This window comes from Pantoea piersonii, from assembly GCF_003612015.1.
GTDB classification, from domain to species: Bacteria; Pseudomonadota; Gammaproteobacteria; order Enterobacterales; family Enterobacteriaceae; genus Pantoea; species Pantoea piersonii.
On the sequence record NZ_RARB01000004.1, the window covers coordinates 274320 to 291062 of the forward strand.

16 protein-coding genes are annotated in these 16743 nt (G+C 57.7%); 9 read left to right on the forward strand and 7 right to left on the reverse strand.

Going from position 1 to position 16743, the window contains the following annotated elements; all coding sequences use genetic code 11:
• Positions 1–12: 12 nt before the first annotated feature.
• On the forward strand, positions 13–1056 hold the full coding sequence (locus D7S44_RS13280; protein WP_120455552.1) for a fimbrial protein: 1044 nt from the start codon (positions 13–15) through the stop codon (positions 1054–1056).
• A 17-nt stretch (positions 1057–1073) separates the two neighbouring features.
• Positions 1074–1598, forward strand: a complete 525-nt coding sequence (locus D7S44_RS13285; protein ID WP_120455554.1) for a fimbrial protein — start codon at positions 1074–1076, stop codon at positions 1596–1598.
• Position 1599: 1 nt separating this feature from the next.
• Here the strand turns inward: D7S44_RS13285 and opgB are convergent, their stop codons facing one another.
• Both opgB and D7S44_RS13295 read right to left on the reverse strand, forming a co-directional pair.
• Positions 1600–3894, reverse strand: a complete 2295-nt coding sequence (gene opgB / locus D7S44_RS13290; protein ID WP_120455556.1) for a phosphatidylglycerol--membrane-oligosaccharide glycerophosphotransferase — start codon at positions 3892–3894, stop codon at positions 1600–1602.
• Positions 3895–4093: 199 nt separating this feature from the next.
• On the reverse strand, positions 4094–4483 hold the full coding sequence (locus D7S44_RS13295; RefSeq protein WP_120455558.1) for a tautomerase family protein: 390 nt from the start codon (positions 4481–4483) through the stop codon (positions 4094–4096).
• Between the two features lie 120 nt (positions 4484–4603).
• Between D7S44_RS13295 and D7S44_RS13300 the strand changes: the two genes are divergently transcribed.
• Positions 4604–5524, forward strand: a complete 921-nt coding sequence (locus D7S44_RS13300) for a LysR family transcriptional regulator (protein ID WP_120455560.1) — start codon at positions 4604–4606, stop codon at positions 5522–5524.
• Here D7S44_RS13300 and D7S44_RS13305 read toward each other — a convergent pair.
• On the reverse strand, positions 5498–6517 hold the full coding sequence (locus D7S44_RS13305) for a glycosyltransferase family 32 protein (protein WP_120455562.1): 1020 nt from the start codon (positions 6515–6517) through the stop codon (positions 5498–5500). The genes D7S44_RS13300 and D7S44_RS13305 overlap by 27 nt on opposite strands.
• 125 nt (positions 6518–6642) lie before the next feature.
• Between D7S44_RS13305 and D7S44_RS23335 the strand changes: the two genes are divergently transcribed.
• Positions 6643–6888, forward strand: a complete 246-nt coding sequence (locus D7S44_RS23335) for a hypothetical protein (RefSeq protein ID WP_126689059.1) — start codon at positions 6643–6645, stop codon at positions 6886–6888.
• Between the two features lie 55 nt (positions 6889–6943).
• The gene (locus D7S44_RS13310; RefSeq protein WP_120455564.1) at positions 6944–7897 is read left to right on the forward strand and encodes a beta-propeller fold lactonase family protein; all 954 of its coding nucleotides are present in this window, start codon (positions 6944–6946) and stop codon (positions 7895–7897) included.
• Here D7S44_RS13310 and D7S44_RS13315 read toward each other — a convergent pair.
• Complete coding sequence (locus tag D7S44_RS13315; protein ID WP_120455566.1) at positions 7890–8444, reverse strand: histidine phosphatase family protein; 555 nt, start codon at positions 8442–8444, stop codon at positions 7890–7892. The two genes, D7S44_RS13310 and D7S44_RS13315, sit on opposite strands and share 8 nt — an antisense overlap.
• Before the next feature lie 574 nt (positions 8445–9018).
• On the opposite strand from D7S44_RS13315, the gene D7S44_RS13320 reads away from it, so the two are divergent.
• The 4 genes from D7S44_RS13320 to D7S44_RS13335 all read left to right on the forward strand — a co-directional run bounded on the left by D7S44_RS13320 (position 9019) and on the right by D7S44_RS13335 (position 14011).
• Complete coding sequence (locus tag D7S44_RS13320) at positions 9019–10407, forward strand: MFS transporter (RefSeq protein ID WP_120455568.1); 1389 nt, start codon at positions 9019–9021, stop codon at positions 10405–10407.
• A gap of 79 nt (positions 10408–10486) precedes the next feature.
• Positions 10487–11521 (forward strand): LacI family DNA-binding transcriptional regulator, encoded by a 1035-nt coding sequence (locus D7S44_RS13325; RefSeq protein WP_120455569.1) that lies wholly within the window; start codon positions 10487–10489, stop codon positions 11519–11521.
• On the forward strand, positions 11518–12504 hold the full coding sequence (locus tag D7S44_RS13330) for a nucleoside hydrolase (RefSeq protein WP_120455572.1): 987 nt from the start codon (positions 11518–11520) through the stop codon (positions 12502–12504). Before D7S44_RS13325 ends, D7S44_RS13330 begins: the two co-directional genes overlap by 4 nt.
• A gap of 286 nt (positions 12505–12790) precedes the next feature.
• Entirely contained in the window at positions 12791–14011 is a 1221-nt protein-coding gene (locus D7S44_RS13335; protein ID WP_120455574.1) for an MFS transporter, read from the forward strand.
• Here the strand turns inward: D7S44_RS13335 and D7S44_RS13340 are convergent.
• The 3 genes from D7S44_RS13340 to D7S44_RS13350 all read right to left on the reverse strand — a co-directional run bounded on the left by D7S44_RS13340 (position 14008) and on the right by D7S44_RS13350 (position 16645).
• On the reverse strand, positions 14008–14472 hold the full coding sequence (locus D7S44_RS13340; protein ID WP_120455576.1) for a YbaK/EbsC family protein: 465 nt from the start codon (positions 14470–14472) through the stop codon (positions 14008–14010). The two genes, D7S44_RS13335 and D7S44_RS13340, sit on opposite strands and share 4 nt — an antisense overlap.
• A 93-nt stretch (positions 14473–14565) precedes the next feature.
• Complete coding sequence (gene fhuF / locus D7S44_RS13345; protein WP_120455578.1) at positions 14566–15357, reverse strand: siderophore-iron reductase FhuF; 792 nt, start codon at positions 15355–15357, stop codon at positions 14566–14568.
• Between the two features lie 193 nt (positions 15358–15550).
• Complete coding sequence (locus tag D7S44_RS13350; protein ID WP_120455580.1) at positions 15551–16645, reverse strand: GGDEF domain-containing protein; 1095 nt, start codon at positions 16643–16645, stop codon at positions 15551–15553.
• Positions 16646–16743: the final 98 nt, after the last annotated feature.

The following is a 16743-nucleotide window of genomic DNA, read 5'->3' on the forward strand; positions in this document are numbered from 1 at the left end:
GAAGAGTATTTAATGAATAACAAATATTTCCTCGCACTGCTTATTGTGCTGCTGAATATATGCATCGTTAGCAGGAGTTACGCCATAAATAACGGGGTTTGTCAGTTTTCATCAGGTAATACGCTTAAAGAACTGGATATCCCTACCGATATTATTAGTGATGCCACCGTAGGCACGGTGGTAACCAGCACCAGCAAGGATTACGTGGGCGTTAATGCCGTATGTCCTAATACAAGCTGGTACCTGGGGGCAGGAGATGACACTACATACCGTAGCTATCGCACTTCGCTTACCGCCGTTTCAACGGAAGACAGCTATCAGTTTCTGAAGGTGAATGATTATCTTGCTATCGCTGTCTCTATCGTTGACGACTACGCAAAACGTTTTTACCCGCCCGCTGAGTATGTGCATATGGGCTGGCACGGTAACGTTAATAAATCTCAAGAATTCCCTGTACGTGACAGCAACCTGATATATAAGTTTAAGGTGCTTAAAGCCTTTACCGGGACAATGACTATTCCTTATACCGAAATATTTAGCGTGTATGTCGGCGCGGATATAGGCTCCTATAACCCGCCAGAGATGAAAAGCGTGGTATATAAAATTGTTATCAATGGCGCGACGATCTCAGTGCCGCAAACCTGTACCGTTAATGCCGGAACAACCATAGATTTTGACTTTTCAGATATCAACGCCTCTTCTTTTAGCCGTGCGGGCGCAGGGGTTAAACCCAGCGATGTCTCAACGCTGTCTAAGTCATTTGATATTGCATGCACAGATGGCGAGGCGAACTCTACGTTAAAAATAACGCTGCAAACCTCAACCACCTCAGGCAATACCATTGTTTCTTCTAATCCGGATCTCGGTTTTATTATTACAGATGACCAGGACAATATTATTGTTCCGAATGATACCACCAGCGCAATTACCACGACCTTAGACAGCACCTCTCAGGCTACCGTGACGATCAAGGCCTATCCGGTCAGCGTAACGGGCAGTAAACCCGAAGAGGGCACCTTCTCTGCGACAGCCTATTTACTTGTTGAGTTTGCCTAGAATCGGAGAGAGAAAAGATGAAAACACTTTTTTGTTTCAGGGGAACGGCGTGGGCTCTCGCGCTTGCACTCTTTAGCCCCTCTTTGCTGGCTACCAACGCAGGTTCGGTTGAGATCACCCTACACGGTAATATCGTCGCCTCTTCCTGTACCCTAAGCGAAGGGGACGATAGTCAGACTATCGTGCTGGGTGACTGGGCAGTAAAAAATTTCACTGACAGCGGAGTACGTTCGCAACCAGTCTATTTTGGCATTGCGCTGACTGATTGCTCGGCATCTACCGCTGAGCTCACTTTTAGCGGCACGCAGGACAGCAGTTCGGCAGAATTACTGGCGTTAGACAGCGACAGCACGGCGGAAAATATCGCGATCGAGATCCTCGATGCGGATAAAAACCGCGTGCCGCTTAATCAGTCTGTCTCTGCGACCATCGATAGCGACGGCACTGCCGCCTATACCTTTTACGCCAACTATATCTCTACCGGCACCGTCAGCGCAGGCACGGCGAATGGAACCTTAACCTTCACCATCAACTATTCCTGACTTAACTCTGCGGCTGCACGATTTTAATCTCTACCATCCCGATACCCAGCCGGCGCGGGTCCTGGCCGGTAATATTGCCCAGATTGCTCTGCTGCGGCTGCGGCGGCGCAATCGTCAAGGTATGCGCCCCTGTCGGGTTGCTGAAGTGCAGGGTGGTGGTGGTGAGTTCCTCGCCCAGCGTCAGCTGCTGCTGCTGATCGCCGACGCGTACCGGAATCGGCTGGTGCGCGTTAGGCCCGAAAGCGCGCGCGGTGATCACCAGGTCGAAGTGCGCGGGCAGCGGATCGACATATTCAATGTTAACCGCCGGCGCCAGGTTGGCGTTAGACCAGCGGCCCCAGTTCTCCCAGCGCGAAATACCGCTAAAGCGCTTCACGCTGGCCGGCGCGCCCGGCACAGCGAAGAGAAAGCGATCAGCATCGTAGCGAATATCGTTATCCTCAACGCGGAGCAGCGCTTCATTCCGCTGATAGTTCGCCGCGCTCAGCGTCTCCTCAGGGAATTTCGCCTGGCCTTTCCACTGCGCTTTGTCGATACGCGTCACGCTCGGCTGGCCGCCGAGCCGCCCCATCGCCACGCAGAAATCGGTGGAGAGCGCCAGTTCAGGCTTCCACAGCCGCGCCATACGGAAGCAGCGATCGACCCAGACAAACTTTTCGCTGGCGGTGAAGTCCGCCAGCTGGTAGCGCAGCGGCGCGGAATATTCCCCTTCCGGCAGCGGCTCGACGTGGCTGCTGGCGACGCGAAACAGGATCGGCAGTTTGAACGTTGCGCCGGAGAAGCTGAAGCTGTTTTTCGTCTGGTCAATGACGAAGCGGTCGAGCTTTTTCGGGAAATTCCACAGCTGAATAATATCCGCCTTCCAGCGGCTGATATGGTTCTGGAAATCGGTAAAGCGGCCGGTCAGCGTCGCGCCCGCCAGGCTGCTGCGGCCAAGACCGATCGCTTTATCGCCGCCGAGGATGTCCAGCACCGTCGCACCGTTATCCAGCGTGCTGCGCGGCCGGTCGATCACCTCCGCCTGCGGCCGATCGCCGCGGATCACCATAAAAAGATCGCGCCGCGGCTGCTTGATCAAATAGGGGTGAGCGGTGTTATTCATCGCCAGATGATCTGAGGTTACGACGATAACGGTGTTTTTAAAGTACGGAGAGGCCTTGATGCGCTCAATCAGCCGCGCCACATGCTCCTGCGAGCAGGCCACCGCGCTGAAAGACTGGTTGGGCTTGCCTGCATAGCTGTAGCTTTTGCGCTGGCAGCTCCGTGAAATAAAGCCATCGGGATGGTGCGTGTCCACGGTAAGGGCGAACAGGGCGAAGCGTTTCTGCTGGCGCGACAGCGCCTCATATTGTTCATACACCTCATCCATTACCGTATCGTCGTAGTAGCCCCAGTTGTTGCGGTAGGCGGGATCGGCAACGCGATCTTTTAGCTCCTGCGATCCGTACATATGAGCGGGATCGAAGCCGTGCGATTTCAGGAAGAGGTCTTTACCGGCAAAGCGCAGATCCGCGCCCTGAATAAACCAGTTTTCATAGCCGGAATTTTTCAGAATATCGCCGAGGCAGATGTTTTGCGGATAGAAGCTGGAAAGCGCGGCGGAAGCGTTGCCGTCAAAGGGCGCGAACAGCGGAATGCCGCACTGTGAGGCCACCATACCGGCAATGGTGTAATCGGTGCCGGGCAACTGCACGGTCTCGCTGAAATCCAGGCTTTGTGCTTTTTCTCGTCCCAGCTCCGGCGCGAGATCGGGAAACGCCTGGTCGTTGAAGTAGGTGCGCTCCAGGCTTTCGCCGTAGATATAGACCAGGTTGAGATGAGGGTTGCTGATGACCTTCTGCGGCACTTTATAGTAGTCGTCGAAGTCGGAGTCCGCGGGGCGGGTATGCGAAGCGACCAGACTGGCGACCTGGCGAAACGCGGGCGTTGTCTGCACCGATCCGGCGGCGCAGGCGAACGCCAGCAGGCTCCAGCCGAGATGGTGCGGTCGCTCATGGCGGCGCAGCAGCCAGGTCAACAGGCAGATCAGCAAAAAGAGCAGCAGCAGCAGCGCGAGAGCGGGCACCACATATTTGCTGACGCCCGCGCCGGTCAGGCTGTTGGTCAGTGTATAAAGCACCGCATCATTGATGCCGTCCCCGGTGAAGTAGTTGCTGGCGAAAAGGGTGGCGTTGAGTAGCACAAACAGCACCAGCAGAAGCAGCACAAAGGAGAACCAGATTTTATTTCGTCCGGCTTTCCAGGAGTAAACGGCAATGGCGGCCAGAAACAGCGCCACTGAGACACATTCGGACAACGTCAAATCCTCTCTTGAAGTGAATTAGCGCTTCCTGCGCAGCCCGCGATGAGCATGAATAGATTTGCGTCAATCTATAATGGCTGTCATAGCGCTGCAACATATGCCGCCCGAATTGTGCAGTGGGTAATCTTTCAGAGAAAAAAGAGGACGACAGCCGCCTGGCTGCCGTCGATAACGGGGGGAAAACTGCGTGGAATCAAAGCCGACCGGTGAGGTATTGCGCTTCGCCGTCAGCGAAGCTCCAGTCGCCTTTGTCGTTAGTGATAAAGCTGATCATTAAATCGTTGCCCTGCACGCCGCTGCTTTCGCGCAGCTCGCGCGCCAGCTCCGCCATAAAGTGCTGCTTTTGCTCGGCGCTGCGCGGGCTGGTATAGACGCGCACCATCACCAGATTGTCGCTACGCTGGAAGCCGAGTCCGGTATCCTGGAAAACCATCTGGTAGCCTTTGTTTTCGTGAACAATCTGATAGCGGTCGCGCTCCGGCACCTTAAAGGCGGTCAGCACCGCGCGATGCGCCGCGTCCAGCAGCGTGCGCAGTTCTGACTCTGATCGGCCTTGTATCACATCGAATTGCAGTAATGGCATCGCTATTTCTCCTGTTGAACGCGTAATTTTTGTATGCTCTGGTGACTATCCTGGCGTTTCTGCGGGCAAAGAAAAAGCGCGCTCGCTAAACTGATTATTCAATATTGTGAACAATCCAACATGAAAGAGATGAAGACAGACGCGCTCTGGATGCATCTGCACTGGCTGCTGGTGCTGGCGGAGCAGGGCAGCTTTACCCGCGCGGCGGAGCGGCTCGACGTCAGCAAAGCGGCGATGAGCCAGAAGATCAAAGAGCTGGAGAAGGCGGCGGGAACAGCGCTGGTGCAGCGCACTACGCGCAGCGTTCGGCTGACGGCGGCCGGGGAAAAGCTGGTGGAAGAGCTGCGAGACCCCTTCGCGCGTATTGAGCAGAGCTTTTTCGGCGTGCGCGACGCCGCCGGGCCGGTGCGCGGTCTGGTCAGGGTTACCGCGCCGGTCGCCTTTGCCCGCCAGCAGCTGGTGCCAATCGTCGGGGATTTTCTGCGCGCTTACCCGCAGATTCGACTGCAGCTCGACGTGACGGACCGCATCGTCTCGCTCAGCAGCGAAGGGTTCGACCTGGCGATTCGCCACAGCAGCGCGCTGCCGGAAACGCACGTCGCGCTGCCGCTGTGCGAAACGCGCACCCTGCTGGTGGCCTCGCCGGACTATCTTGCGGCGCACGGCGCGCCGCAGACCCCGCACCAGCTGACGCAGCACAACTGCTTATACTACCCGCGCGGCGTGGAAACCCCGCGCTGGACCTTCGCCGACGCAGAGCAGGAAGAGCGGGTGCAGGTACGGGTGCAGGGCAGCTTCGCCACCAACAACAGCGAGTCGATACGCGACGCGGCGCTACAGGGGCTGGGCATCGCCATGCTGCCGGACTTTAGCGCCAGCGAGGCGCTCGCCTCCGGCGCGCTACAGCAGGTACTGCCGCGCTGGCGAGCCGTTGAGGCGTTTGCGGAGAAGCTGTGGATCGTCAGGCCTTACGCCGCGCAGGTGCCGCGCGCGGTAACGACCTTTACGCACTGGCTACGCGCGCGCTTTGTCGGCGCCTGAAGGCAACGCCAGCGTCGGGCGCGCGGGTGTCAGCATCATCTCGCCCAGCAGGCTGGCGCGGTTATAGAGGCCAATGCGCAGGTTAAAGTCGAGATGCAGCCGTTCGTCGCCGCTCAGCCTGATCACCGGCGGCGGCGTTTGCGGCCGCTGATGGAACAGCACCGAGCAGGCGAACGCATCGCTGTTGCCGGCGTGCAGCCGCTGATAAAACCAGGCGTTGGCCTCCGCTTTGCGTAAATGGAGATTCACGCGGCGGTACTCTTTGACCGCCACCTGCTGTGCCAGCGATAACAGCGCCTGCGCTGGATGAAGGATTTTCTGCACGATAAGAGGATAGTCGTCGCGCTTCTTCAGCTCGTTAATATAGTTTTGTGCGCCGAGGTTTTTAATCGGTGCCAGCTGCTTCAGCCATTCGCGAATAAAGGCGTTGCCTGGCGCGGCGGCGATAAACCAGCTTTCGATAACCGGCGACAGAAAATTAAGCGTGCAGCTTTCGCGATAATAGCCAATAACGTCCATCGGCTTATCCTGCTGCGTCTGATGGACCCAGTCGAGCTTCTCAAATAACAGCGTGCCGCAGTCGATGCCGATGCCGCCGAAGCGGTGAAGCAGCTCCAGCCGGATAATTTCGCTTTTATGCCTCGGCGTCAGGTCGGCGGAAATAAACTCCATATCCGGCAGCCACTGCGCCAGCGTGCTCTGCGTCACCAGATGCAGCGTATGGTCGGGATTATCCTGACGCAGCTGATTGATATTCAGGCGCAGAGAGAGCGGCAGCTGATCCTCATGCCAGTACATCCAGATGGTTTTCGGGATCTCCGCAGGGGCCTTCTCCGCCGACAGGATCACCAGGTTCTCCTCCTGGCTGGCGTCATATTCCGGCGCGGTAAGGGCGCTGTGCTTTTTCTTCTGCCACAGCATTTGACTGCTGAAAGAGACGCGTTTCCAGTTGCGCCAGAGCGTATGTGCAGGATGTCGACGGTGTTGATTCATGATGCACCTGTTATTGTGATGACTGTCGCGGATATTTCCCCGGTGAGGCGCAGCGCAGAACGCGCATTGGTTTCCTCACGGTTGTGTATAAAATCTCTTCACCGATTTAATAAAGCATTATTTATATGCGCGCTACGTCTTTTGCTGAATTTCAGATAAACCGGAAAGCGACAGAGGTATTTGTCGCTTACCGTTTCCCGTCTGCCTTATATTTAAATAACGCGCTTATTTTTATTTTTTACCGGGCGGCTAAAGAAATTCCTGGTTTTTACCTGTGCGCTCCAGCAACAGAAGGCGCTGGCCCATTATTTAAGCGCGCGTTGGGCTTATTCAGGTTGTTTAATCATGCTGATGTTTTTCTGCGGTCATGATGGCATAACAGCGGTTGTCTACGCTTAAGGAAGGCTTACTGAGAAAGGAGTGGCTATGTCTGAACCAACCCGTGGGTTGCTGGCGGTCGACAAGCAGGGCAACCGCGTGCTGTTTCTTAATCCTGAGACCTTCGCTGTCGAGCGCGAACTCAACGCTTTCCCGCCGCGCCCGCATGAGCTGCTGATGCTGACCGTCTTGAAAAAAGCCTATGTGCCCATCTACGGCGACGGTATCCACGGCGACAATCCGCATCCGGGTCATAAAGTGGCGGTGATCGATCTGGCGAAGCGCGAAATTAGCGGCTTTATCGATCTGTCGCCGCTGCGCGCGCCGCACAGCGGTCAGCTGGGGCGCGACGGCAAGGTATACCTCTGCTGCGAAAACAGCGCGGCGGTCGCGGTAATCGATCCGGTGAGCGATCGGGTAGAGAAAACCATTCCCCTGCCTTCGCATAACGCCCACCGCCTGACGCTGTCGCCCAGCGGGCGCAAGCTGTTTACCGAAAATGAGGAAGATGCCAGCATTACCGTAGTGGATCTGTGCGAAGCGGAAGGGCGGGTTATCGATACTATTCTGCTGCCCGGACCCATCGCCGGGATCGCGGCGTCGCCGAAGCATCCCTATCTGGTAGCCAGCGCGGCGGATGCGACTTATCTTTACGTTATCGATCGTCAGAGCCATCGCGTGCGCCAGCGTCTGGCGCTGCCGGGACATAAAAAGCCCTGTCAGGTGGTGCGGTTCAGCGCGGACGGCGAGCGGCTGGTGGCGATAGGCGATGAGGAGCCGGTGATTACCCTGTTCGACGATCTGCTCAATCCGCTGGGCGATATCACGGTAGGGAATAAACCGATGGATGGCTGCTTTAGCCCGGATAATCAGCAGCTGCTGATCGCTAACGAAGGCGACGGCACGCTGAGCGTGATCGATCTGGCGACGGCCCGCGTCATCGCCACGCCGCGCGTCGGCACCGGCTGCGAAGTGCTGAGCTTTTTCGATCTGGTCAGATAAAAGGGCGGTGATAGATCGCGGAACTCCAGTGGCGGCTGCTGGCATGCTTTTCCGCCTGCCAGCCGCGCTTACGCAGCTCCCGCGCAATCATTTTATTCATCAGGCCGTGGCCGAGCAGCAGCACCGTACCCTGTTCCGAGAGCGCGATCAGCCTGTCGGCGGCGCGTGCGGCGCGCTGGCGCGCCAGAAGCAGCGACTCGCTTTCGCCTGCGTAGCCGCACAGCCACAGCATACGCAGCAGCGCCAGCCAGAGCAGCGTGGGTAGTTCAAGGCGCTGCGCGGCAATCAGCGGAACGGAAACTTCGCTGAACAGCGCATCAACATGGACCGGCTGCAGGCCCAGACGCGCCAGCGAAGAGCGCGCGCGCGGCAGCGGGCTGCAGACGATCACCGACGCCTGACGCGCAATCGCAAGGCTGCGGTCGGGCGGCATATCGCACACCAGCGCCATGTCATACGCCTCGCACCAGTCCGCCAGGCCCTGGGCGCTGAGTCGGCCGCCTGCGCGATGGTCCGGTTTGCCGTGTCGCATCAAGATAATGGTCATAAGCCTCCTGCTTCGCTCTCTCTTAAGACTAATGCAAAGCGGCGCAATGTTAAAATTTGCGCTTTCCTGAAGAAATAAAACGCGCTGTCATCCTCCGGTCATGATTTCAGGCGATAACTCTGTCCGCTGCGGCTGACAGGTTGCCAATGGGTATTATTAAGAGAAAGTGTTACTTGTTTAGCGACAAGAGTTAACCTGCAGGCAGGCAGTAATGCTTAATTTATTGAAAAATAATAGAAATTTTCCTTTATGCTCTTGCGGTATACTGTGATTCCTGACGCCTATGGCTAAATTTACTTGATTTATCTACGCGCGTAGATAAACTGGTGCCCAGTGATTGCTCGCGGCGGACGATGCGAGAACGGCCCAGAAGGTTTAGTCCTTTGCCTGCTTAATGCGACCGGTGAATAACATCGGCAGAGCACGGCAAAGATAGAGATCCTGACACCAGGGAATCCTTTACTGACCGCGACAAGGGTTAGCCAACCAGTACATCGCCACCCGGGGATATCTGATTGCTATCAGGGCTCGTCCCACGGAAGGGCGTTCACAATCGCTGAAACAGGGAAATGGTATGACGGTACGACACTCCGTTGAGCGTGATTCAACACGTTCGCACTCCGCCGCCGACGAGCGGCTGACCACCTCTTCCGGGCGCAAAGATTTCTGGCGCGCCACCTTATCCTGCTGGCTGGGCACGGCGATGGAGTATGCGGATTTCGCGCTCTACGGCCTGGCGGCGGGCATTATCTTTGGTGACGTCTTTTTCCCGCAGGCGACTCCGGCGATGGCGCTGCTCTCCAGCTTCGCTACCTGGTCGGTCGGTTTTATCGCGCGCCCCATCGGCGCGGTGCTGTTCGGCTGGATTGGCGACCGGAAAGGACGAAAGACGGTGATGGTTATCACCATTATTCTGATGGGCGCTTCTACTACCTTAATCGGCTTAATCCCCAGCTATGCGTCTGTCGGCGTATGGGCGCCCGCCTGTCTGGTGCTGCTGCGTTTTACCCAGGGGCTGGGCGCGGGCGCGGAGCTTTCCGGCGGAACGGTAATGCTTGGCGAATATGCGCCGGTCGAACGGCGCGGGCTGGTCTCGTCGGTTATCGCCTTAGGCTCCAACAGCGGCACGCTGCTTGCCGCGCTGGTGTGGCTGGCGGTGGTGCAGATGGATCAGGAGAGTTTGCTGGCCTGGGGATGGCGTATTCCGTTTCTCAGCAGCGTGCTGATTGCGCTGGCGGCGCTGTGGATCCGTCGCCATTTGCGCGAAACGCCGGTTTTTGAACGCAGAAAGCAGGAGCTGGAAGCGGAACGCGCCGCCATGCGCGACGGGCAGCCTGCCGCGGATACGCGCGGATTCTGGACGCGCACCCGCGCCTTCTGGACGCTGGTGGGCCTGCGTATCGGCGAGAACGGCCCTTCCTATCTGGCGCAGGGATTTATGGTCGGCTATGTGGCGAAAGTGCTGATGGTCGATAAGTCGGTGCCGACGACGGCGGTCTTTATCGCCTCGGTGCTGGGATTCGCGGTGATCCCGCTGGCGGGCTGGCTGTCAGATCGCTTTGGCCGACGCATCACCTACCGCGGATTTTGTCTGCTGCTGATGTTTTATGCCTGGCCTGCGTTTTACCTGCTCGACAGCCGCGAGCCCGCGATTGTTATTCCGGTGATTGTCGTGGGTATGGCGCTGGCGTCGCTGGGCATCTACGGCGTGCAGGCTGCGTGGGGCGTTGAGCTGTTCGGCGTCAGACATCGCTACACTAAAATGGCGGTAGCAAAAGAGCTGGGCTCGATTCTCTCGGGCGGCACGGCGCCGCTGCTGGCGGCGGCGATGCTCTCCTGGAGCGGCCACTGGTGGCCGATCGCGGTCTACTTCTCTGCGATGGCGGCCATCGGTTTCTTTACCACCTTTGTCGCGCCGGAAACACGAGGGCGCGACCTTAATTTGCCGGAAGACGCCATCTAGTGCGGCGTTATCTCTGGCGCACTAACGAGCAGGCCGTGATGATTCACGGCCTTTCGTGTTTACATCGGGAGCGAAAAGCTTGAAACAGCCGTCAGGCAAAGTGACGCGCAGCGACGTCGCAAAACTGGCTGGCACATCGGTTGCGGTGGTCAGCTACGTCATCAATAACGGTCCGCGTCCGGTGGCGGAAAGTACGCGCCAGCGCGTCCTCGACGCCATCCGTCTGACCGGCTATCGCCCCAACGGCGTGGCGCGCGCGCTGGCGTCGGGCAGCACCAAAACCTATGGCCTGATCGTGCCGAATATCGGCAATACCTTCGTCGCCTCCATGGCGCACGTGCTGCTGCAGGCCTCGCTGGATCACGGCCACGTGATGCTGCTTGGCGACGCGGGCGACGACCGGCAGCGCGAGCTGGAGCTGATCCACAGCCTGCTGAACCGCCAGGTCGACGGCCTGTTTTATAACAGCGTCGATCGCCATCCCTATATCGACGTGATTAAGGCCAGCGGCACGCCATTTGTGATGCTGGATCGCGTCGAGCCGCAGCCCGGCGTCAGCATGCTGCGCGTCGATGAGCGACAGGCGGCGTTTCAGGTGACCTCCCACTTGCTCAGCCACGGCTATCAGCAGGTCGGCATCATCAGCGGTCCGCTGGATATGCTTAACGCGCAGGATCGGATTCAGGGCTGGCGCGAGGCGATGGTGGCGCACGCGGTGCCGGTCGATGAATCACTGATTTTTCCCGCCAGCTATACGCGACAGGGCGGTTACGCGGCGGCGCAGCGGATGCTGGCGGGTCCAGGCGCGCCGCGGGCGCTGTTCGCCAGTAACGAAGGCCAGGCGATCGGCGCGATTCGCGCTTTCTCCGAGCGCAATATTCGCGTGCCGCAGGATGTGGCGCTGGTCTGTTTTAACGGCACCGATCAGTCAGCCTTCCATGTCCCGACCTTAACCACCGTGCGCCAGCCGCTGCGTGATATGGCGCGCTGCGCCATCGCCATGCTGCAGAACTGGAACGGCGAAGCGCAGCTTCAGGAATTTCCGCACTACCTTGAAATCGGCGAATCCTGCGGCTGTATGCCGCATAAAGAAAATAACGCGACGACAATATGAAAAGAGTAATTATTGACTGCGATCCGGGCAACGGCATCGCTGGCGCCAATACCGATGATGGCCTGGCGATCGCGCTGGCCCTCGCTTCGCCAGCGCTGTGTGTGGAGCTGATCACTACCGTGGCAGGCAATACGCCGAGCGATATCGGCGCGCAGGTGGCGAAAGATCTGCTGGTGCGCCTTGGCTCGTCCATTCCGGTGGTGCAGGGCGCGGCGCAGGCGCTGGCAGAGGATCAGGCGCCCTGGCGAGCAGCGCTCGATAACCGCGTACAGCAGCTCGATATGGTTAAACTCTGGCAGGGCGTGCGCACGCCTGCGCCGGTGACGGTGGATGGCGACGATGCGGCTGAGGCTATCGGCAGGCTGATTTGCGACAATCCCGGCGAAATCACCCTAGTGGCGATCGGCCCGCTGACCAACGTGGCGCTCGCGATGCAGCGCTATCCGGCAATGGCGGAAGCGGTGGCGGAAATCGTTATCATGGGCGGGGTTTTCGCGCTGGATGACTATATCAAGGACACCAATTTCGGTCTCGATCCTGAAGCGGCGCATCAGGTACTGCACAGCGGCGCAGCCATTACGCTGGCGCCGATGGACGTCACCACCCAGACGCTGCTGACGCATCAGGATCTGGCGCGCATTACCGTCAGCGATCATCCCCTTTCTCACTTTGTACGCGATACGCTGCGTCCGTGGATTGATTACTCCGTCCGCACCCGCAATCTGCCGGGCAGCTGGATCCACGACGCGCTGGCAGTCGCCTGGCTACTGAATCAGCGCGTGGCGAACGGCACCGACTATCGGGTGGATATTGAGCTTCGTCCCGGCGCAACGCGCGGCAAAAGCTGGCGCTACCGCACGCCGCTGCGCGTTGACGTCGGTATTCCTGCTGACAGCGGCGCACTGGTGCATGTGTTGCACCACGTCGATAACAGCCTGCTGCTCACGATTATTGAACAGGCCCTCACGCAGCTCAGCCGCTAATCCGCATTAAAACAACCCTGCCCGCGCGGACAGGGTTGCCGCCTTTTCCTCTTTTCGAGCGGGCCATTTTATCTGCCTGCCCCCACGCTTTTTAAGCGCCTCTCCTCGACCAGCATGAAACCTGCCGACACCCTTAGTTACATCCTGACGTCAGGGATAACAGCTTTTGAACGCGCTAACGTTTAGCAAGGTGGTATAAACAAAATGTTAACAATGTCGTAACCGTTTCGGCGGCTGCGCCCCTCTTTTTCGGACGGTTGTCCGATTGGCACTGAAGGATACGTTTATGTTTAACTGGACCCCGACCCAGCGGAATGTGGCGTTTGCTAGCTTCGCCAGCTGGACGCTGGACGCGTTTGACTTCTTTATACTGGTGTTTGTTTTAAGCGACCTCGCGCAATACTTTCATACCTCCGTCTCCGACGTCTCAATCGCCATTATGCTGACGCTGGCGGTGCGCCCGATTGGCGCGCTACTGTTTGGCCGTCTGGCAGAGAAATTTGGCCGTCGGCCGATACTGATGCTCAATATCGTGATGTTTTCGCTGTTTGAGGTGCTCTCCGCCTGGTCGCCGAGCTTTGGTGCCTTTCTCGCGTTTCGCGTCATTTACGGCGTGGCGATGGGCGGTATCTGGGGCGTCGCCTCGTCGCTGGCGATGGAGACCATTCCCGACCGCTCGCGCGGGCTGATGTCCGGCATCTTCCAGGCGGGCTATCCGTGCGGCTATCTGCTGGCGTCTGTGGTCTTCGGGTTGTTTTTCGAAACGGTGGGCTGGCGCGGCATGTTCCTGATCGGCGCGCTGCCGATTTTGCTGCTGCCGTTTATTTACTTCAAGGTGCCGGAATCGCCGGTCTGGCTGGCGGCGCGCGAACGCCAGGAGAGCAGCGCGCTGCTGCCGATTATTCGCCAGCACTGGAAAATGTGTATCTATATGGTGCTGCTGATGGCCTGCTTTAACTTTTTCAGCCACGGCACCCAGGATCTTTATCCCACCTTCCTGAAAGTGCAGCACCAGTTTGATGCGCACACCGTCAGCATTATCGCCATTAGCTACAATATTGCGGCGATGCTGGGCGGCGTGTTCTTCGGCTCGCTGTCGGAGCGCATTGGCCGTAAAAAAGCGATTATTCTGGCGTCGCTGCTGGCGCTGCCGGTGCTGCCGCTCTGGGCCTTCTCCAGCGGCTCCTGGGCGATTGGACTGGGGGCGTTTCTGATGCAGTTTATGGTGCAGGGCGCGTGGGGCGTGGTGCCAACCTATCTTACCGAGCTGGTGCCCGCAAACGCGCGCGCGGTGCTGCCGGGTTTTGTTTATCAGCTGGGTAATCTTATCGCCTCGGTCAACGCCACGCTGCAGTCGCGTATCGCCGAGGCGCATAACGGCAACTACGGTCTGGGGATGGCCATTGTCGCAGGTACGGTAGCGGTGCTGATCTCGCTGTTTGTCGCCTTCGGCCGCGAAACGCGCGGCATTGAAATCTCAGGCGCGGTGTCGAAGCCGCCTCATTAAACCGCTTCGCACACGTCTACCCACTGCGCATGCGTCAGTTCGGCCATGCGCTGTGGCGTAATACGCACGGCGCTATGGATGGCGCCGGCTGCGGGCAACACTTCCTCGAAGTGGCGCAGCGACTCATCGCAGTAAACCTTCAGCGGATTCTCCAGCCCGAACGGGCAGACGCCGCCGACCGGATGGCCGGTCCAGTTCACGACCTCATCGACGCTCAGCATGCGCGCCTTCGCGCCCAGCGTCGCTTTTAGCTTGCGGTTATCGAGCCGCGCATCGCCGCGCGTGACAATCAGCACCACTTCATCTTTGACTTTCAGCGACAGGGTTTTCGCTATCTGACCCGGCGTAACGCCGTGAACGCGCGCGGCCATCTCAACGGTGGCAGTGCTTTGCGCCATCTCGATAATTTCAATCTCAGGTGCGTGTTCGGCGAAAAATTGCCGTACCGACTCCAGACTCATCTTTTTCTCCATGCAGGTCGAAGGCGTAAAAACTGCCACAAGGCGGAAAAAGTGTAAACGAGAGAAAGAGAGAAATTGCGTCGGGATGCGTATTTATACGCTGAGCGTGCAGTTGCCGCAGCGTTCGACGTCCGGGATGCGGTAGCGCTGACAGCAGCTGCGTCTCACCATCTCGCCGCTGCGCGGCAGCATGGTGCGGTAGAGCGGGTTATCGCTGCCGTCCTGCAGGCGGCTGGTGAAAAAAAGCGTCTGCTCAAGCTGCAAAATGGTTGCCTCATCCAGCAGCGTTTTCAGTTCACCGAGGAACCAGTAGAAGGAGAAACCCATATTGTTCCAGATCAGCCGGGCATTAATGCCGCCGTGCTGGGCGATAGCATTTACCACCGGGATGAGATGCTGCTGGATCAGGCGATCGATACGCTGCGGCGCATTAAGGTAGCGCGCCTCTTCATCTTCATGCGTTGCAATCCAGAAGGCGCAGGGGTGGCCATTCTCGTGGAACTGGACGTGAATATGCTGTGGCGAGCAGTCAAGGGCGCGCGATTCCGCCAGCAGCGCCAGCATCAGTGGCGGCAGCAGCAGGCCGAAATACCACTGCGCCCAGAGCGACTGAACCGGCTTCGCCTCCTGAACGGCGTCGGGATGCTGGCGATAAAGGTAATCGCTGTAGCGCTGCGCCAGCGTGGGGAAATGGTCAGGGCGAGCCCAGTCGGCCAGCGTCAGGGCGTCGAAAGGGGCGGCTTCATCAAGGTGAATGCTGTCCAGCATATAGCTGTGCTGCTCATGCATCAGATCGCGCAGGGCGCGCGCCAGCGTGCGATCGCGCTGCATAAAGACTGGCTGAGCGTGCTGAAAGCGTTGTGAGTGCTGCCTGATGATCGCCATGCTGAGTAACGCGTCCTGGAAGCAGAGAAGAAAGAATGATAATCGTTCTTAGTCCTATTCACAAGATAGCTGTTTTGATTGCGCGTCAGGAAAAAGCAGGGCGGGTGAAGGGGAAAACCGGCACGGCGGAAAGCGCAGGATAAGCGGCGAGGCTCAGCGACTACCGGGCATCGCCGCTAAGATTGAGCGAAGATTAAAGCGCTTCGCCGCTGACAGTCAGCGTTTTAGGCAACTCTTCCCAGGCGAGAATCGTATTGCGGCCCTGATTTTTAGCGACGTAAAGCGCGCGGTCAGCGTTCGCGACCGCCTGATCGAATTCATCGTCAAATATCGGCGCGATACCGGCGCTGACGGTGACATGCGTGGAGACCTTTTCGTTGAAGCGATGAGGGATCTCCAGATCCAGCACGTACTGACGGATACGCTCCGCCAGCTTCATGGCGATAGACGCGTTAACGTTGGTCATCAACACCAGAAACTCTTCACCACCGTAACGCACCACCACATCGCGTGAACGGACGGCGTCGCGGATCGCCACCGATACGCGCGCCAGCGCCTGATCGCCCATCGCGTGGCCGTAATTGTCGTTGTACGCCTTGAAGTGGTCGATATCCAGCAGCAGGACGAAGTGGCTGCCCGCGTGGTTTTCCAGAATATTGTCCAGCCGGTTTTTCAGGCCGCGCCGGTTATAGAGGCCGGTGAGCGGGTCCAGCATGCTGAGATCGCTGAACGTCTCTTTCTCTTCGTAAAGCTGGCGCATCAGGCGGCGGGTAAAATGGTCGACGCGACGGCGCATCAGATGTTGCAGAGAAAAGCCGATCAGCGGCAGGGAGATCGTCAGCAGCAGCATCGCCAGATGTTCGCCATTATCCAGCAGCAGCACCGTTATCACCGGCGGGCAGATATGCAGACAAAATGCCAGCAGGTAATCACTCAGGGCGATGGCGCTGATAAAAAAAACGCTGAGCAGGCTGATAATCAGAAAATTGCCGTCAAAAAAGAATACCTGATGGTATTTCAGGTAAATATGCCAGGCCCAAAGCGCGCCAAGCAGCAAAGCGACAGGATTTAATAAAGGTAATTTTAGTTTTGGCCTGATTAAACAACAAATTAATGTCGTTGCGCTAAAAAGAGCGACAGTAATAACCGGAAAAGGCCATTCCCCTGTCGGGCTGCCGGTAAAAGGGATCAGGCAAAAAAGCGATACGGCGACATTTAAAAACAGGAAAAGCATCAGCGACAGCCGATATTTACTGTGTTTCAACTCATCGTAAGATTGTAATTTCATTATTAATACTCGAAACGGCCCTGAAATATCAAAGCGCATTCCGGCGAGAATAAATTCTTTTGCCGGAAAATGAGCAAATTTGCTGTGTTATGAAAAGT